Source organism: Nocardiopsis sp. NPDC058631, from assembly GCF_042716955.1.
Classification (GTDB): domain Bacteria; phylum Actinomycetota; class Actinomycetes; order Streptosporangiales; family Streptosporangiaceae; genus Nocardiopsis.
Genome location: NZ_JBHXQY010000015.1, coordinates 1 through 15,610, shown reverse-complemented (window position 1 = coordinate 15,610; position 15,610 = coordinate 1). Strand labels below are relative to the sequence as shown.

Here is a 15,610-nt window from a genome sequence, read left to right as displayed (position 1 = left end):
CGGTTATCTGGACGGGGGGGGGGTTGGGGCCCCCCCACCCCGCCACCAGTACAAGGTCCTCCGGGTCGGAGTCACTGCCGTTCCCCTACCGGGGCCCGGTTCCGGGGGCGGGCTCCTGTGCGCCGCGGCCGGTCGCGCGCCGGTCGATCCCCCTGGCGAGGACCTCGGCCAGGTGCAGGGCCCTGCGTCCCGTCCCCTGGACGATCTGGGTACGGCAGCTGTAGCCGTCCGCGAGCACCAGGGTGTCCGGTGAGGCCTCCCGCACACGGGGCAGCAGTTCGCGCTCACCGATGGCGTTGGAGACCTCGTAGTGGCCCTCGGTGAACCCGAAGTCGCCGGCGAGCCCGCAGCAGCCCGAGTCCAGGACCTCCCCGTCGATCCCGGCCCTGGCGATGAGTGCGCGGTCGGCGTCGAACCCGATCACCGCGTGCTGGTGGCAGTGCACCTGGGCCAGGGCGGAGGCGGACACCCGCGGCGGCTGCCAGTCGGGCGCGTACTCGTGGAGGAAGCCCGCCAGCGTGTGCACGGACGCGGCCACCCGCTCGCTCTCGGGTCCGGGCAGCAGCTCCAGCAGGTCGTGGCGGAGCGCGGCGGTGCAGCTGGGTTCCAGGCCCACCACGGGCAGCCCCTCCTCCACCAGCGGGGCCAGGGCACGCACCGCGCGGCGCATGACCGCACGGGCCACGTCGAGCTGGCCGGTGGACACCCAGGTCAGCCCGCAGCACACCTGGCCCCGGGGCAGGACCACGGTGAACCCGGCGTCCTCCAGGACCCGCACCGCGGCGGCGGGCACGTTCGGGTTCAGGTGGTTGCCGAAGGTGTCCGGCCACAGCACGACCCTCGGCCCCCCGCTGCGCGCCTCTCCTCGCGCGGCCCGGCGGCGAAAGGCCCGGGTGAAGGTGGTGCGGGCGAATGACGGCAGGTCGCGCTGCGCCGCCACCCCGGCGACCCGCTTCGCCAGCCGGGAGACCCCTGGGAGCCGTGCCGCGCGGTTGGCCTCGGCCGGGGCCAGGGACGCCATCCGGGCCCAGAGGGGCAGCCAGCCCATCGAGTAGTGGGCGGCCGGACGCACACGGTTGCGGTAGTGCTGGTGCAGGAACTCGGCCTTGTAGCTCGCCATGTCCACGTTGACGGGGCAGTCGCTCAGGCAGCCCTTGCAGGACAGGCACAGGTCGAGGCTCTCGCGGACCTCCTCCGAACGCCACCCGTCCGTGACGACCTCGCCCCTGGCCATCTCGAACAACAGGTGGGCGCGGCCGCGGGTGGAGTGCTTCTCGTCCTGGGTGACCTGGTAGCTGGGGCACATGACTCCCGGGCCGGACTGGCGGCGGCACTTCCCGATCCCGGAGCACCGGCGCAGCGCCCCGGCGGGGTCGCCGCCGTCCTCCCCGTAGGCCAGGGCGACCTGTGAGAGCAGCGGCAACTGTGTCACGGGGCGCTCCGCAGCCGTCCGTCCGGAGTGCTGCGGGGAGGCCGGCGGCGCGAGGTCGGCAGCCACCCGGATGTCGGCGTCGAGTGGGAGCGGATCGACGATGATGCCGGGGTTCATGAGGCCTGCGGGATCCCAGAGGCGCTTGAACTCACCGAAGGCGCGGATCAGGCTCGCGGGGTACATGCGGGTGAGGAGTTCGGAGCGGGCCTGACCGTCGCCGTGCTCGCCGGACAGGGACCCGCCGTGTCTGACCACCGTGTCGGCTGCCTCCTCCATGAACGCCCGGTACTCCTCCCGGCCCCGTTCGTGGGTGAGCTCGAAGTCGATGCGCACGTGCAGGCAGCCGTCGCCGAAGTGGCCGTAGACCACCCCGAACCGGCCGTGGCGCTCCATGAGGGCGTCGAAGTCGCGCAGGTAGGCGCCCAGGTTCTCGGGAGGGACCGCCGCGTCCTCCCAGCCCGACCAGGCGTCCGCCCCCGCGGGGGTGCGCTGGGTGAGTCCGGCGCCCTCCTCCCGGATCCGCCAGAGCGCCCTCTGGTGGGCGGGGTCGGAGACGACGCCCGCGTCCTGTGGGCGGGACGCCTCGGGCAGCTCGGCGAGCATGCGGCCGGCGGCCGCGGCGGCGTCGGCGGGGTCCTGTCCGGCGATCTCGACCAGGAGCCAGGCACCGCCCTCGGGCAGGGGGACCCGGGAGCCGGAACCGTGCAGGTCCAGGGCCGCGACCATGCGGTCGTTGATGCCCTCCACGGTGAGCGGGGCGTGGCCGAGCAGGTCGGGGACCGCGTCGGCGGCCGCCGCGGCGTCCGGGTAGCCGAGGACCGCCAGGGCGCGGGCGGGCGGCGACTCGACGAGCCGGACGGTGGCGCCGAGGACGAACGCGCAGGTGCCCTCGGTGCCGACGAGGGCGGCGGCGACGTTGCGGCCCTTCTCCGGGAGCAGGCGGTCCAGGGCGTAGCCCGAGACGCGGCGCCGGAACTCGGGCATGGCGGTGCGCAGTTCGGCCCGGTGGGCGTCGACGAGGTGGGCCAGCGCGGCGTGGATCTCGCCCTCGCGCCCGGGCAGCCGGGTGAGGGCGTCGAACTCCTCTGCGGTGTCGGAGGAGCCCACGGTGAGGCGGGTGCCGTCGCTGAGCAGGAGGTCCAGGGAGACGATGTTGTCCGCGGTGGTTCCCCAGGCGACCGAGTGGGAGCCGCAGGCGTTGTTGCCGACCATGCCGCCGATGGTGCAGCGGCTGTGGGTGGAGGGGTCGGGGGCGAAGGTCAGCCCGTGCTCCGCGGTGGCGGCGCGGAGGTCGTCGAGGATGACGCCGGGTTGCACGGTGGCGGTGCGGGCGACGGGATCGATGTGTTCGATGGCGCGCAGGTGGCGGGAGGTGTCGATGACGACGCCGGTGCCGATGGCGTTGCCCGCGATGGACGTGCCGCCGCCCCTGGGGATGACGGGGACGCCGTGCGCGGCGCAGGCGCCGACGGCCGCCACGCAGTCCTCCACGGTCTCGGGGACGACCACGGCGAGGGGGACGCGCCGGTAGTTGGAGGCGTCGGAGGTGTAGAGGGCGAGTGTGCCCGCGTCGAAGGCGACCGTGCCCCGGATACTGCTCTCCAGGTCACGGCGGAGCTGGGCCACGTCGGTTCGGGCGCTGGTGCTGCTGTGCGGGTCGGCCATGGTGCCCAGGGTGGCGCGGCCGGTGCCGGCCCCGCAACCGTGCCGCGCGGGTCCGTGCCCGTGGGTCGGCGGGCTCCACCGGCGGGTCTGCGCCTTCGCTCGGGTCCCCGGGCCGCGTTCGCACCGGTGGCCTCCACCGCGCGGGGGTTCCGCGCGCGGACGGGGCCTCAGCCCCCGAGGGACTCGTCCATGGCCCGCACCAGTGCGCCGTCGGCGTCCATGTCCAGGTTCCACACCATGAGCCCGCCCAGGCCCTGGTCGAGCACGTACTCGCCCTTGAGGGCGACCACGTCGGGGTTGTCGTAGGTCCACCACTCGTCGCCGGCGTGGACCCAGTAGGCACCCGCCTCCTCGTCCAGGTAGCGGCGGCCCTCCAGCTCCTCCAGGTCGGTGAAGGCCATGGTCGGGCCGTCGTAGTGGCCGTCGGCGGGCCCGTCGGCCCTCTCACCGCGCCCTCCGTCCTCACCGGGGCCCACCCCCTGCCAGCCCCGGCCGAAGGCGGGTATCCCCATCACCAGCTTGTCCGCGGGCGCCCCCAGGTCCAGGTAGCGCCGGATCGCGGCGTCGACGCTGTTGGCGTCCGGCTGGGGCCCCGGCACGAACAGGTTCGAGTGGTGGGCGGTCTCCTCGCTCCACTGCCCGGCGAAGTCGTAGCCCTGCACGGTCGCGAAGTCCACCTGTCCGAAGATCGCGGCGTCGTAGGACTCGCTGGCCGGGGTCGCGCCGGACAGCGACACCGACAGGACGTAGTCCTCCCCCGTCTCGGCGGACAGCTCGTCGAACTGGCGGCGGAACTCTGCGACCAGGAGGGTGAAGTTGGCGGCGTCGTCGGGGTGCTCGATGTTGTCCGGGTGGCCCCCTCCCCCCGGCCACTCCCAGTCCAGGTCGATGCCGTCGAAGATCCCGGCGGCCACGCCGTCCCCGCCCTGGGGCTCGCCGTCGCGGACCGGGAGGTCGCCGCGCAGCCACAGGTCGACGCAGGACGACACGAAGGCCTCGCGGGACTCCTCGGTGCGCGCGGCCACGGAGAAGTAGGTCGACCAGTTCCATCCGCCCAGGGACAGGCTGGCCCCCAGCCCGGGGTGCCGTTCCTGGAGCAGGCGCAGCTGGTTGAGGCTGCCGGCGAGCTCCTGCTCGTACTCGTCGGAGTCGCCGCTGACGCTGTCGTCGCCGTCGTACCTGCGCTGGTACAGCTCCCACGGCTGGTCGTGGGTGCCGGGGACGTGGCAGAGCCCCTCCGGGCTGACCGCCCCGAACGCCCACATCAGCCGGGTCAGGTGGTCGGCGGCGCCGCTGTCCTCCAGCGCCTGGATGGTGTAGCCGCGGTTGGCCACGTTCCAGTCGGCGAAGTACCCGATGCGCTCGGGGTTCCTTCCGGTCGCGACCACGAGGACCCCCGTGATGAGTGCCCCGGTGGTGACGACGGCACCCAGGGCGAGGAGCAGGGGACGCCGCCCGGGCAGGGACCGGGTGCTCGGCGGCTTCGGGGTGGCGTTCACTCCTCGACGGTAGGGGCCGGGGGCCGTGAACGCGGGGGTTGCGTGCACATCGGCCACATCAGGCCGTTCCTGAGGCGGTGGGAACCCTGGGGGCGGCCCGCGCGTTGGTGTTCGGCTCCGAGGCCGAGGCCCCCGGGCGCGGAGGGCTCCGCTTGTGGAGGGCCCCTCGCGCGCGGCTTTCAGTCGCTCTTGAGGAAGTCCCGGAGGGTGCCGGCGCGTGAGGGGTGCCGGAGTTTGGCCAGGGTCTTGGCCTCGATCTGGCGGATGCGTTCGCGGGTCACCCCGAACTCGCGGCCGACCTCCTCCAGGGTGCGCGGGTGCCCGTCGGCCATCCCGAAGCGCAGTCGGATGATGCGCCGCTCCCGTTCGGACAGGTCGCCGAGGATGGCGTGCAACTGCTCCTGGAGGAGGGTGAAGGCCGCCGCCTCGACGGGGACGACCGCGTCGGAGTCCTCGATGAAGTCCCCGAAGTCGGACTCCTCCTCACCGATCGGCGCCTGGAGCGAAACGGGCTCCCGGGCGATCCGCTGGATCTCCAGGACCCGGTCCCCGACGAATCCGGCGGCGGAGGAGACCTCCGCCGTGCTCGGTTCTCGGCCGAGTTGCTGGTGCAGCTGGTGCTGCACCCGGACGAGTTTGTTGATCGTCTCGACCATGTGCACGGGGATGCGGATCGTGCGCGCCTGGTCGGCTATCGCCCGCGTGATGGCCTGCCTGATCCACCACGTGGCGTAGGTGGAGAACTTGAAGCCCTTGGCGTAGTCGAACTTCTCGACGGCGCGGATCAGGCCGAGGTTGCCCTCCTGGATGAGGTCGAGGAAGAGCAGGCCCCTCCCCATGTACCGTTTGGCGATCGACACGACCAGGCGGAGGTTGGATTCGATCAGGCGCCTCTTGGCCCGTCCGCCCTCCTCCACGAGGAACGCGAGTTCGTCGGGTGAGCACACCCCGTCGGTACACGGGCGGCGCTGCGCGTACAGGCCGATCTCGACGGCCCTGGCCAGCTCGACCTCCTGCTCGGCCGTCAGCAGCGGCACCCGGCCGATCTCGCGCAGGTACAGGCGCACCAGGTCCGATCCGGAGCGCCTGGCCCCGTCCGAGGCCTGGGCGCCCTCGTCCGGGTCGGCGACCTCGACCCCGATCCGGGCGAGGTGGGAGACCGTCTGGTCGAGGGAGTCCGACGGCGCGTCCAGGCGCTCCAGCGCCGACGCGACCTCACCCCGACCGACCGTTCCCCCACCCGCGTCGGGGAGCAGTCGGGCCACTTCGCGAATGGACGGCATTCCGTTGGTCACAACCGTGGGAAACACCCTCCCATTGTGCCCTTTCGGGTCCCGGGGAAGGGAGAACTATTATTGTCACCCCGGTGCTACATACCGTCCGCCAACTCATCTTGGAAGGCACGTTTTTCCTGTTGAAGGCTCATCAGCTCAGTCAATACCCGCTGTTGTTCCTCCACCTGCGAGCTGGCCCCCAGGCGAGACAGCTCGGATCTCAGGTTTGACTCGCGCCGGTTGATGGAATGAGTCCTGATTGTGCTCAGCATTTGCCGCGCGTAATGCTCGTCGAGTTCTCCATAGAACTGCACCTGTTCGACCGCCAGCCGCGTGAGGAAATCACGTTGCGTCTCGTTGGGCGCGGCCTCGCGCAGGGCGCCCACCCACGCGGCGGGGTCGTGCGCGGCGGCCACCCCTCCAGCGGCGACGATGAGCTCCAGCACCGCCTTGTGCTGGGGGACGGTGAAGTCCTCGTCGGTGAACTTGTCGAACCCGACGGCCAGGGACGGGTACTGGAGCGCGATCTTGAGCGCCTGGCGCTCGCGGAGCAGGGACTGGTCGTTCAGGTTGTAGGGGGCGTCCTGCGCGTCCGGGGTGGGCACCGGGCGCGCGGCCGAGCCGGCGGACCGCCCCTCCTGCGCGTTGCCCCGGCGGATGTGCTGGTTGACCCGGCGCAGCACGAAGGACTCGTCCAGGATGCCGAGCCAGCGGTCCAGGTTGGTGCCGTAGAGCTTGCGCACGCCCGCGTTGCGGATGCTCGCGACCACCGGGGCTGCGGCGTCCAGGGCGGCGATGCGGCCCTCGGGCGCGGACAGGTCGTAGTCCTCGATGACCTTGCGGATCATGAACTCGTACAGGGGCGCGGGGTTGTCGACCAGGTCCGCGACCGCCTGGTCCCCGTGCTGGAGGCGCAGGTCGCAGGGGTCGAGTCCGTCGGGTTGGACCGCCACGAAGGTCTCGGAGGCGAAGCCGTGCTCCTCGGCGAAGGCGCGCACGGCGGCCTTCTGGCCCGCCGCGTCGCCGTCGAACGTGAACACCACCCGGCCCCCCTGGTTGGAGCGGCCCAGGAGCATCCGGCGCAGGATCTTGAGGTGGTCCTCGCCGAAGGAGGTACCGCAGGTGGCCACCGCGGTGGTCACCCCGGCCAGGTGGCAGGCCATGACGTCGGTGTAGCCCTCGACGATCACCGCCTGGCTCTTCTGGGAGATGTCGCGTTTGGCCAGGTCGAGACCGTACAGGAGTCGCCCCTTGTGGAAGATGGGGCTCTCCGGCGAGTTGAGGTACTTGGGTCCGTCCTCAGCCGGGTCGAGCTTGCGCGCGCCGAAGCCGACGACCTCCCCGGTGACCTCGCGGATGGGCCACAGCAGCCGGTTGCGGAAGCGGTCGTAGGCGCCGCGCCTGCCCTGGCTGGCCAGGCCGCCCTCGACCAGCTCCTGGTCGGTGAAACCCTTGCGGCGCAGGTGTGTGGTGAGGTTCTCCCACCCGGCGGGGGCGTACCCCAGGCCGAAGTGCTCGGCGTGGACGCGGTTGAAACCGCGTTCGTCCAGGAAGCGGCGGGCGGTGACGGCCCCGGCGGTGAGGAGCTGTTCGGCGAAGAACTCGGCGGCGGCCCGGTGCGCCTCCAGGAGGCGCTGCCGCTTGCCCGAGTCCTGCCGTGCGGTGCTGCGACCGCCCTCCTCATAGCGCAGCGTGACGCCGACCTGCCGGGCGAGCGACTCGACGGCCTCGGCGAAGCTGAGGCTGTCGATCTTCTGCAGGAAGGAGATCGTGTCCCCGCCCTCTCCGCATCCGAAGCAGTACCAGAGGTTCTTGGAGGGGGTGACGTTGAAGGAGGGGGACTTCTCGTCGTGGAAGGGGCACAGCCCCTTCAGCGAGCCGCCTCCCGCGTTGCGGAGCTGGAGGTACTCGCCGATCACGTCCGCGATGGGCGCGCGTTCGCGTACGAGCGCGATGTCTTCGTCTCTGATCCGGCCTGCCACGGTCCCCAGGGTAGTTCTCCCCCGGGACGTTCCGACCGCCGCCCACAGACTCCACTGGTTCTCCCTCCAGCCATGCCCTCGACATCAACTCGTCGTTTCTGCGCTGGCATGAACTGAAACCGTGGATGGCACCACCGGTCCACCCGAGGAGGATCGACACGGTGCAAGGTCTCCCCCACCTTTCCGGCCGCCGCAGAACCTGGTTCGTCGTCGCTGCCGGCGCCGTCATCGTGGCCCTGCTCCTGATGATCGGTTTCGTCCTGGTCGACCGCGTTCTCGGTGATCGCCGGCTGACCGAGGGGATCGTCGGGTCGGAGAAGGTCGCCTTCTTCGAGGACGAGCGCGTCGTGGACCGGTTCGCCGCGTTCGGGTACGACGTCCGGGTGCGGCCGAGCGGATCGCGCCTGATGAGCGAGCAGACCGGCGACGCGGACTTCGTCTCCCCCGGTTCCAGGCACCTGGCCGAGCGTGTCAGGGAGCTCAACGACGTCTCGACGGAGTACCAGCCGTTCAGCACGCCGATGGTCCTCCTCGCCTACGAGCCCATGGTGCGCGCCCTGGAGGAGGCCGGTGTGACCCGGCTGGCCGAGGACGACACGTGGGCCTTCGACATGACGGCCTACCTGGAGCTGACCGGGGAGCGGACCCGCTGGCGGGACCTGCCCGGTGATTCGGTGAGCTCCAGCAACCGCAACGAGGTGCTGATCCGGACCACCGACCCGCGCACCTCCAACTCCGCGGCCATGCACGTGGCGGTGCTCTCCTACCTCCTCAACGACGAGGTGGCCGTACCGCCCGGTGCGGTGGACGGGGAGATCGTCGACACGCTCTCCCGGCTCTTCCTCTCCCAGGGCCAGCCGCCGGAGTCCTCCCAGCAGCCCTTCGAGCAGTTCCGCGATCTGGGCGCGGGTCACACCCCGCTGGTGTGGGTGTACGAGTCGCAGTACGTCCACGCCATGGTGGACGGTCCCGCGCTGGCCGACGACGTGATGGTGCTCTATCCGGGGCCGACCGTCTACGCCGAACACGCCGTCGTCCCCCTCACGGACGCGGGCGACGAGGTCGGCCGCCTGCTCACCGAGGACGCGGAACTCCAGGCACTGGCCGCCGCTCACGGGTTCCGCACCGAGGACACCCAGTACTTCCAGGACCTGGTGGACGAGCACGGTCTTCCGGTACGCACCCAGATCACCGACGTGGTCCACCCACCCACCTACGAGGCCCTGGAGACACTGCTGACCAGCATCGAGGACGCCTACACCAGCAGTGGCATGCGTCCGCCCGCGGAGGGCGGGGACGCGAGCCTCAGGGGCGGCGGATCGACGGGGGGCGACGCGGGATGAGGCGAGCGACCACGCGCGGGGTGGGGCGCGGGACCGGTCTCGGCGCACCGGCCGCGGCCCTCGCGCTGGTCCTGGCTGCCGGGGCGTGCTCGGCCACCGGCCTCGGTGGGTCCGCGGTCACCCTGAGGGTCCTGGCGGGCAGCGAGATCGCCGACCTGGAACCGCTGCTGGAGGAGGTATCCGAGCGGACAGGTGTGACGGTGGAGCTGGACTACACCGGCACCTTGGACGGCCTGGCCCGGGTCGCCGGGGGCGACACCGACGAGTACGACGCCGTCTGGTTCGGCTCCAACCGCTACCTGCACCTGCACGAGGGCGGCCGGTCCGCCGTGCGCACCGAGACCCCCGTCATGGTCTCCCCCGTGGTGCTGGGCGTGACCGAGTCGCGCGCGGACGACCTGGGGTGGACCGGGGGAGCCGAGGTGACCTGGGCGGACGTGAGCCGGGCGGTCGAGGAGGAGGGCCTGACCTACGGAATGACCAACCCCGGGGCCTCCAACTCGGGCTTCTCGGCGCTGATCGGGGTGGCCTCGGCGCTGGCCGACACGGGTACCGCCCTGGAGAGCGACGACGTGGAGCGGGTCCGCCCGGAACTGGAGGCGTTCTTCGAGGGCCAGGAGGTCACCGCCGGTTCGTCCGGGTGGCTGTCGGAGGCTTTCGAGCGGCGCGCTCGTGAGGGGCGTCCGGTGGACGGCCTGATCAACTACGAGTCGGTGCTGCTGTCGCTGAACGCCTCCGGCGTCCTGGAGGAACCACTCGCGCTGGTACACCCCGCGGACGGCGCGGTGACGGCCGACTACCCGCTGACCCTGCTCCCGGACGCCTCCGAGGACACGGTGTCAGCGTACGAGCGCCTGGTCGAGGACCTGTTGTCGGGCGAGACCCAGCAGCGGATCGCCGACGACACGTGGCGCCGCCCGGTCGGCCAGGAGGCCCTGCTGCGGGCGGACGTGCCGCCTCTGGTGGAGCTTCCCTTCCCCGCCCACCAGCGGGTGGTGGACGATCTGGTGGCCGACTACGTCGGCGTCCTGCGCCGCCCGGCGCGCACGGTGTACGTGCTGGACGTGTCGGGTTCGATGCAGGGTGAGCGCATCGACCAGCTGCGGTCGGCGCTGGAGTCGCTGACGGGGGCTGACGGGGGCTCCCTCGCCCGGCGGACGCAGGCCTTCCAGGAGCGGGAGGTGGTGACGCTGCTGCCGTTCGCCACCGAGCCCGGTGAGCCGCGCACGTTCGTGATGGGCCCGGGGTCGTCGGACGCGGCAGCGGAGGACCTCCTCACGGAGGTGCGTTCGCTGGAGGCCGACGGCGAGACGGCGACCTACGACGCGTTGCGGGAGGCGTACGCGCTGTTGGAGGACGGTTCCGCGGAAGCCGCCGCGGGTGGCTCCGACGATCGTTACCTGACGTCGGTGGTGCTGATGACCGACGGCGAGGTGAACCTGGGGTGGGACCTGGAGGAGTTCGAGCAGTCGCTGGAGGGGCTGCCGCGCGAGGTGGCGACCACGCCGGTCTTCACGGTGCTCTTCGGGGAGTCGGACGCCTCGGAGATGTCGAACGTCGCCGAGGTGACGGGCGGTCGCGTGTTCGACGCCCGCGAGGAGGAGCTCGAACAGATCTTCCGGGAGATCCGCGGCTACCAGTGACACGGTCCCCGGGGTCGCGCCGCACAGCGTGAACCCGGTCCGGTGGCGGACCTGCGACAGGAAAGCGGCACCGAAGGCGGCGCGGGGCCCGGTGCGCGGGACGGGCACGGGCATGCCCGTGGCGAGAGGTCCGGCTCGGGTGGTGGGCCTGGCCCGCCCGACCCTGACAGGTCGCTATAGCCCCGCCTCCGCCCCCCGCGGGAGGGCGCCCAGACACCCCCGCGCCGAACACGGTCAGTCCTCGCGGGGCGGGCGGGGTGTGGGCACCAACCCCCGAGGTCCCACCCGATCCCGGGTCCGGCCCTGCCCCCGCATGAGGATCCCACGGCGGTGTTCCTCGCGGAGTTCGCGCTGGTACTTGGCCCGGTTGTGCGGACCGCACAACGGCTGGAGGTTGCCGACCACCGTCAACCCGCCCCGGGAGAACGACGTGACGTGGTCGACCTGGCACAGATCCCAACCCCGCATCACACCCGCCCTCCCAGGCACACCCGCCGTGGCCGTGGAAAGCCGCTGCACGCTGGCGTGCGGTCGCCACCCGGCGCGACTCCCCCACGTCCAACACCCGGCCGCCGACCGGGGAGGTCAGGATGCGCTCCAGCACCGAACCACCGATGAGTTCGCGGACCGCGCCGGCCGCGATCACCCGCCCCCGGTCATCGGTGGCGGGCTCCTCCTGCCCCTGGGCGTCCACCACGGTCCGCACGGGCACGATCAGCCGGATCAACGCCACCGGCCCCGGCCCCTGCGCGCACCCCTGGTGCTCGACGGTGAACCGCAGCGCCGCGATCAGCGCGTCGTGCTCACGCTGGGACCGTGTGCGCTCATCGCCCTCACCGGGCGGGGTGGAGAAGGCCTCCATCGCGGTGCGGACCATCAGGGCGTCCGCACCCGATCCCCAGGCCTGAAGCTGGTAGCTGCCCTGGAACGTGTCGGCCAGGGACAGTCCCCGCGCGGCGTGGGCGGCGTCGTGGTCGCGTTCGGCCCGGTGCGGGTCCAGCGTGAACGCGATCTTGCGCGCCAGGTAACCGATCTGGCGCACCGACATGCGGGGGCGCTCCTTTTTCGCGGCCAGGACACCGCATTCCATCATCGACCGATAATCGGCCCCGTCGGGGAAATGGCCGGTGTCACGGGTGCGCACCGCCGTGTCGACGGCCTTGACGACCGCGGTCGCCTCCCCCAGCGACAGGGTTCGGCTCTCGTATTCCTTTCCGGTGTCGGCCATCTCCCCTTCCTGGATGCGGGTGGCCATGGCGGCCATGCCCCCGGCGTGGTCGGGCGCCACTCCCCAATGGTGGGTGATCCATTTTTCCAGGGTGGTGTGGCCGGTGTAGCGAGCCAGTTCCTGGCGCTGGTACAGCCCGGCCATGTGCACCAGGGCCCGGTAGCGGATCCGGTCGGTTTCCGCCCACAGGTCGGTGACCACCTGCGCGGCGTGCTCGTCCACACCCAGGGGGACCTCGCGGTCCAGGTAGTCGTCGATGAGGGCGCGCACCCGGACCAGGTCGGCGACGGGCGTGTTCGTCCCCCCAGGGACAGGGAAGGGGGCGGCGTAAAGAGTTTCCATAAATCCATGACATCCACCCCGGAATACCATTCACCATACCCCCGTGGCGACATGAAACTAACCTTTTATTTCCACAAAGGAACCCGCTCCACACACCACCCCGAAGAATGACCATAAACCGGGAGTACCCTCCGCCTTCGCCGATGCTTCTGTCGCCCGAATCCACCACGAAACAACGGTCACGCCGTGCAGCGCAACCTGAGGAAAGGACACCCGTCCGCAGGCTTGTCTGGGGTTCCACCCACCGCAAGAGGTGTTCCACAAGATCCTGCTTGACGGCGGGGGCTTTGCTCCACGAACTGACACCACCGCGGTTCCCCCAACAACGGCCGCGCCGCCCGGGGCTTGAGTTCCAGTGGGCGGCACGGCCGTTGCTCTCCCCGGTTCACCGGTCGGGGCAGCCCGGATCGGTGGGTCAGGTGGTGTTCGAAGCGTCCGGTTCGGACGGGGGCCGGGTGCCGGCAGGAGTCGCCGGGCTCGTGCGCGACGGTGGGCGGACGTCGAGCGTGCGTCCCACCGAGACACGGCGCTTGTTGTAGATGTCGAAGGCCACCGCGAGCAGCAGCACCAGCCCCTTGATGAGCTGCTGCCAGTCCACACCCAGTCCGATCAGCGACATGCCGTTGTTGAGCACGCCCATGACCAGGGCTCCGACGACGGCCCCGACCACGGTGCCCACGCCCCCGGTGGCGGATGCGCCGCCGATGAAGGCCGCGGCGATCGCGTCCAGCTCGAACATGGTCCCCGCCCCCGGGGTGGCCGCGTTGAGCCGCCCCGTGAACACGAGCCCGGCCAGCGCGGAGAGCACGCCCATGTTGACGAACACCCAGAACGTGGTGCGGCGCGTCCTGATCCCCGACAGCGCCGCGGCCTGCTCGCTGCCGCCGACGGCGTACACGCGCCGCCCCGCGGTCGTGGAGCGCATGACGAAGGAGTAGCCCGCGATGAGCGCGACCAGCAGCAGGCCCACGAGGGGAAGCCCGTTGTACTGGGCCAGCACGTAGGCGAACACCATGATGACCGCGACGGTCACCACCGAGACCAGCACCGTGACCGCCGCCGGCGGCGTGGGCAGTTCGTGCCTGCGGTCGCGCGCCCGCGAACGCCACTGGATCCACACGACGGCCGCGGCCCCCGCCGCGCCCAGCAGCAGCGTCGGCAGGTGCAGGCCCAGGATCTCGCCGTCCGGCAGGAACCCGCTGGCCATGTTCCGCAGGGAGGTGGGCAGCGGGGCGACGGACTCGCCGCCGAGCACGGCCAGGGTGGCGCCGCGGAAGACGAGCATCCCGGCGAGGGTGACGATGAACGCGGGTACGCGCACGTACGCGACCCAGAACCCCTGCCAGGCGCCGATGAGGGCGCCCAGGAGCAGCGCCAGGGGGACGACCACGGACGTGGGCAGCCCCCACGACGTGAGCATGATGGCCGAGACCGCCCCCGTGAACGCCACCACCGAGCCGACCGAGAGGTCGATGTGCCCGGTGACGATCACCAGCATCATCCCGATCGCGAGGATCAGGATGTAGGAGTTCTGCATGATCAGGTTGGTGACGTTGAGCGGCGTCAGCAGCAGTCCCCCGGTGAGGATCTGGAACAGCACGATGATCGCCACCAGGGCGATGGCCATGCCGTACTGCCGCGCGTTCGCGCGCGCCAGGGACGCGACGAGTGTCAACAGGCGGACGATCATCGTGGTCTCCTCGTATCGGCCCGGTCCTGTTCGCCGGTCCGTGTCATGAGTCTCATGAGGGTCTCCTGGTCGGCCTCCTCACGCGGCACCTCGCCCGTGATCCGGCCCTCGCACAGGGTGAGGATCCGGTCGCACATGCCGAGGAGCTCGGGGAGCTCGGAGGAGATGAACAGCACGCACGCTCCCTCGGCGGCGAGCCTGCGCACGATCAGGTAGATCTCGTACTTGGCCCCGACGTCGATGCCCCGGGTGGGCTCGTCGAGGATGAGCAGCTCGGGGCGTGTGAACAGCCACTTGCCGAGCACGACCTTCTGCTGGTTGCCGCCGCTGAGGGTGCGCACGGTCTGGGTGGTGCCGTGGCTGCGGACGCGCATCCGGTCGCTCATGCGCGCGGCCTCCACCGCCTCCAGCCCGGGGTCGAGGACCCCGCGGGTGGCCACGCGGTCCAGGGCCGCCATGGTGGTGTTGTGGCGGATGTCGTCGTCCAGGATGAGGCCGAGGGTCTTGCGGTCCTCGGGGACGTAGGCGACACCGCCGCGGATCACGTCCGCGACGGTACCGGTGTTCAGCTCCTCTCCGTCCTTGAACAGGCTCCCCCGCACCCGGCGCCCGTAGGAGCGGCCGAACAGGTTCATGGCGAACTCGGTGCGTCCCGCTCCCATGAGCCCGGCCAGGCCGACGACCTCCCCGCGCCGCACGGTGAGGTCGACACCGTCGACCATGAGCCGCCCGGGCTGGGTCGGGTGCGCCACCGTCCAGTCGCGGACCTCGAAGCGCGTCTCGCCGATCTCACCGAACCGCTCCGGGTAGCGCTGGTCCAGGTCGCGTCCGACCATCCCCCGGATGATGCGGTCCTCGTCGACGGAGGGTGTTCCGTCGTCGTGCCGCTCCACGGCCAGGGTCTCGACGGCGCGGCCGTCCCGCAGGATGGTGATCTCGTCGCTGACCCGGACGACCTCGCCGAGCTTGTGCGAGATGAGGATGCAGGTCACCCCCTCGTCCCGGAGTCCGAGGAGCAGGTCCAGGAGCCGGTCGCTCTCCACCTCGGTCAGGGCGGAGGTGGGTTCGTCCAGGATGAGCAGCCGTACCTCCTTGGCGAGCGCCTTGGCGATCTCCACGAGCTGCTGCGCGCCGACGCTGAGGGCCGACACCGGCGTGGTGGGTGCCTCGTCCAGGCCGACGCGCCGCAGGAGCGCGCGCGCCTCCGCGTGGGTGGCCCCCCAGTCGACGATCCCGCGGCGGGCCCTCTCGTGCCCGAGGAAGATGTTCTCGCCGATCGACAGCTGCGGGACGAGCGCCAGTTCCTGGTGGATGATGGCGATCCCGGCGCGCTCGCTGTCGGCGACCCCCGCGAAGGCGCAGGGGGAGGCGGCGACGAGGCTATAGCCCGCCTGAGAAACCCCCCCCCAGTCACATAAAAAAAAAAAAAAAAAACCAACAAAAAAAAAAAAAACACAAAAAAAAAAAAAAACAAAAAAACAAACACAAAAAACAAAAAAAAAAAAAAAAAAA

The 15,610-nt window shown here is 71.0% G+C and carries 8 protein-coding genes and 2 pseudogenes; 2 read left to right on the top strand and 8 right to left on the bottom strand.

From position 1 onward, the window contains the following. Window positions 1–85: 85 nt before the first annotated feature. From ACFWTE_RS07765 to dnaG, 4 genes are all read right to left on the bottom strand, one after another. The gene (locus ACFWTE_RS07765; RefSeq protein ID WP_378778532.1) at window positions 86–3,097 is read right to left on the bottom strand and encodes an FAD-binding and (Fe-S)-binding domain-containing protein; all 3,012 of its coding nucleotides are present in this window, start codon (window positions 3,095–3,097) and stop codon (window positions 86–88) included. A gap of 167 nt (window positions 3,098–3,264) precedes the next feature. Then, window positions 3,265–4,596 (bottom strand): glycoside hydrolase family 18 protein, encoded by a 1,332-nt coding sequence (locus tag ACFWTE_RS07760; RefSeq protein ID WP_378778531.1) that lies wholly within the window; start codon window positions 4,594–4,596, stop codon window positions 3,265–3,267. Between the two features lie 179 nt (window positions 4,597–4,775). Further along, window positions 4,776–5,861, bottom strand: a complete 1,086-nt coding sequence (gene rpoD / locus ACFWTE_RS07755; protein WP_378778530.1) for an RNA polymerase sigma factor RpoD — start codon at window positions 5,859–5,861, stop codon at window positions 4,776–4,778. Window positions 5,862–5,965: 104 nt separating this feature from the next. After that, on the bottom strand, window positions 5,966–7,852 hold the full coding sequence (dnaG, locus tag ACFWTE_RS07750; protein WP_378778529.1) for a DNA primase: 1,887 nt from the start codon (window positions 7,850–7,852) through the stop codon (window positions 5,966–5,968). Between the two features lie 161 nt (window positions 7,853–8,013). Here dnaG and ACFWTE_RS07745 point away from each other — a divergent pair, with 161 nt between their 5' ends. Together ACFWTE_RS07745 and ACFWTE_RS07740 are read left to right on the top strand one after the other, a co-directional pair. Further along, on the top strand, window positions 8,014–9,195 hold the full coding sequence (locus ACFWTE_RS07745; protein WP_378778528.1) for a hypothetical protein: 1,182 nt from the start codon (window positions 8,014–8,016) through the stop codon (window positions 9,193–9,195). Next, window positions 9,192–10,838, top strand: a complete 1,647-nt coding sequence (locus tag ACFWTE_RS07740; protein WP_378778527.1) for a substrate-binding domain-containing protein — start codon at window positions 9,192–9,194, stop codon at window positions 10,836–10,838. The genes ACFWTE_RS07745 and ACFWTE_RS07740 overlap by 4 nt, the downstream gene beginning before the upstream one ends. 234 nt (window positions 10,839–11,072) lie before the next feature. On the opposite strand, the gene ACFWTE_RS07735 is transcribed toward ACFWTE_RS07740, so the two are convergent. From ACFWTE_RS07735 to ACFWTE_RS07720, 4 genes and pseudogenes are all read right to left on the bottom strand, one after another. Beyond that, a complete protein-coding gene (locus ACFWTE_RS07735) occupies window positions 11,073–11,306 on the bottom strand; it encodes an HNH endonuclease signature motif containing protein (RefSeq protein WP_378778589.1) in 234 nt (77 codons plus the stop codon). A gap of 103 nt (window positions 11,307–11,409) precedes the next feature. Next, window positions 11,410–12,210 (bottom strand): annotated as a pseudogene (locus ACFWTE_RS07730) (DUF222 domain-containing protein); the annotation flags it as partial. Between the two features lie 613 nt (window positions 12,211–12,823). Then, complete coding sequence (gene mmsB, locus ACFWTE_RS07725) at window positions 12,824–14,098, bottom strand: multiple monosaccharide ABC transporter permease (RefSeq protein ID WP_378778526.1); 1,275 nt, start codon at window positions 14,096–14,098, stop codon at window positions 12,824–12,826. Beyond that, window positions 14,095–15,465: pseudogene (locus ACFWTE_RS07720) on the bottom strand (ATP-binding cassette domain-containing protein); the annotation flags it as partial. The pseudogene ACFWTE_RS07720 and the gene mmsB, both read right to left, overlap by 4 nt. Between the last annotated feature and the right edge of the window lie 145 nt (window positions 15,466–15,610).

Excerpts from the sequence above, each read along its gene's own strand:
- ACFWTE_RS07740 (WP_378778527.1), top strand. The coding sequence starts at position 9,192 with ATGAGGCGAGCGACCACGCGCGGGGTGGGGCGCGGGACCGGTCTCGGC.
- mmsB (WP_378778526.1), bottom strand. The coding sequence starts at position 14,098 with ATGATCGTCCGCCTGTTGACACTCGTCGCGTCCCTGGCGCGCGCGAAC.
- ACFWTE_RS07735 (WP_378778589.1), bottom strand. The coding sequence starts at position 11,306 with ATGCGGGGTTGGGATCTGTGCCAGGTCGACCACGTCACGTCGTTCTCC.
- ACFWTE_RS07765 (WP_378778532.1), bottom strand. The coding sequence starts at position 3,097 with ATGGCCGACCCGCACAGCAGCACCAGCGCCCGAACCGACGTGGCCCAG.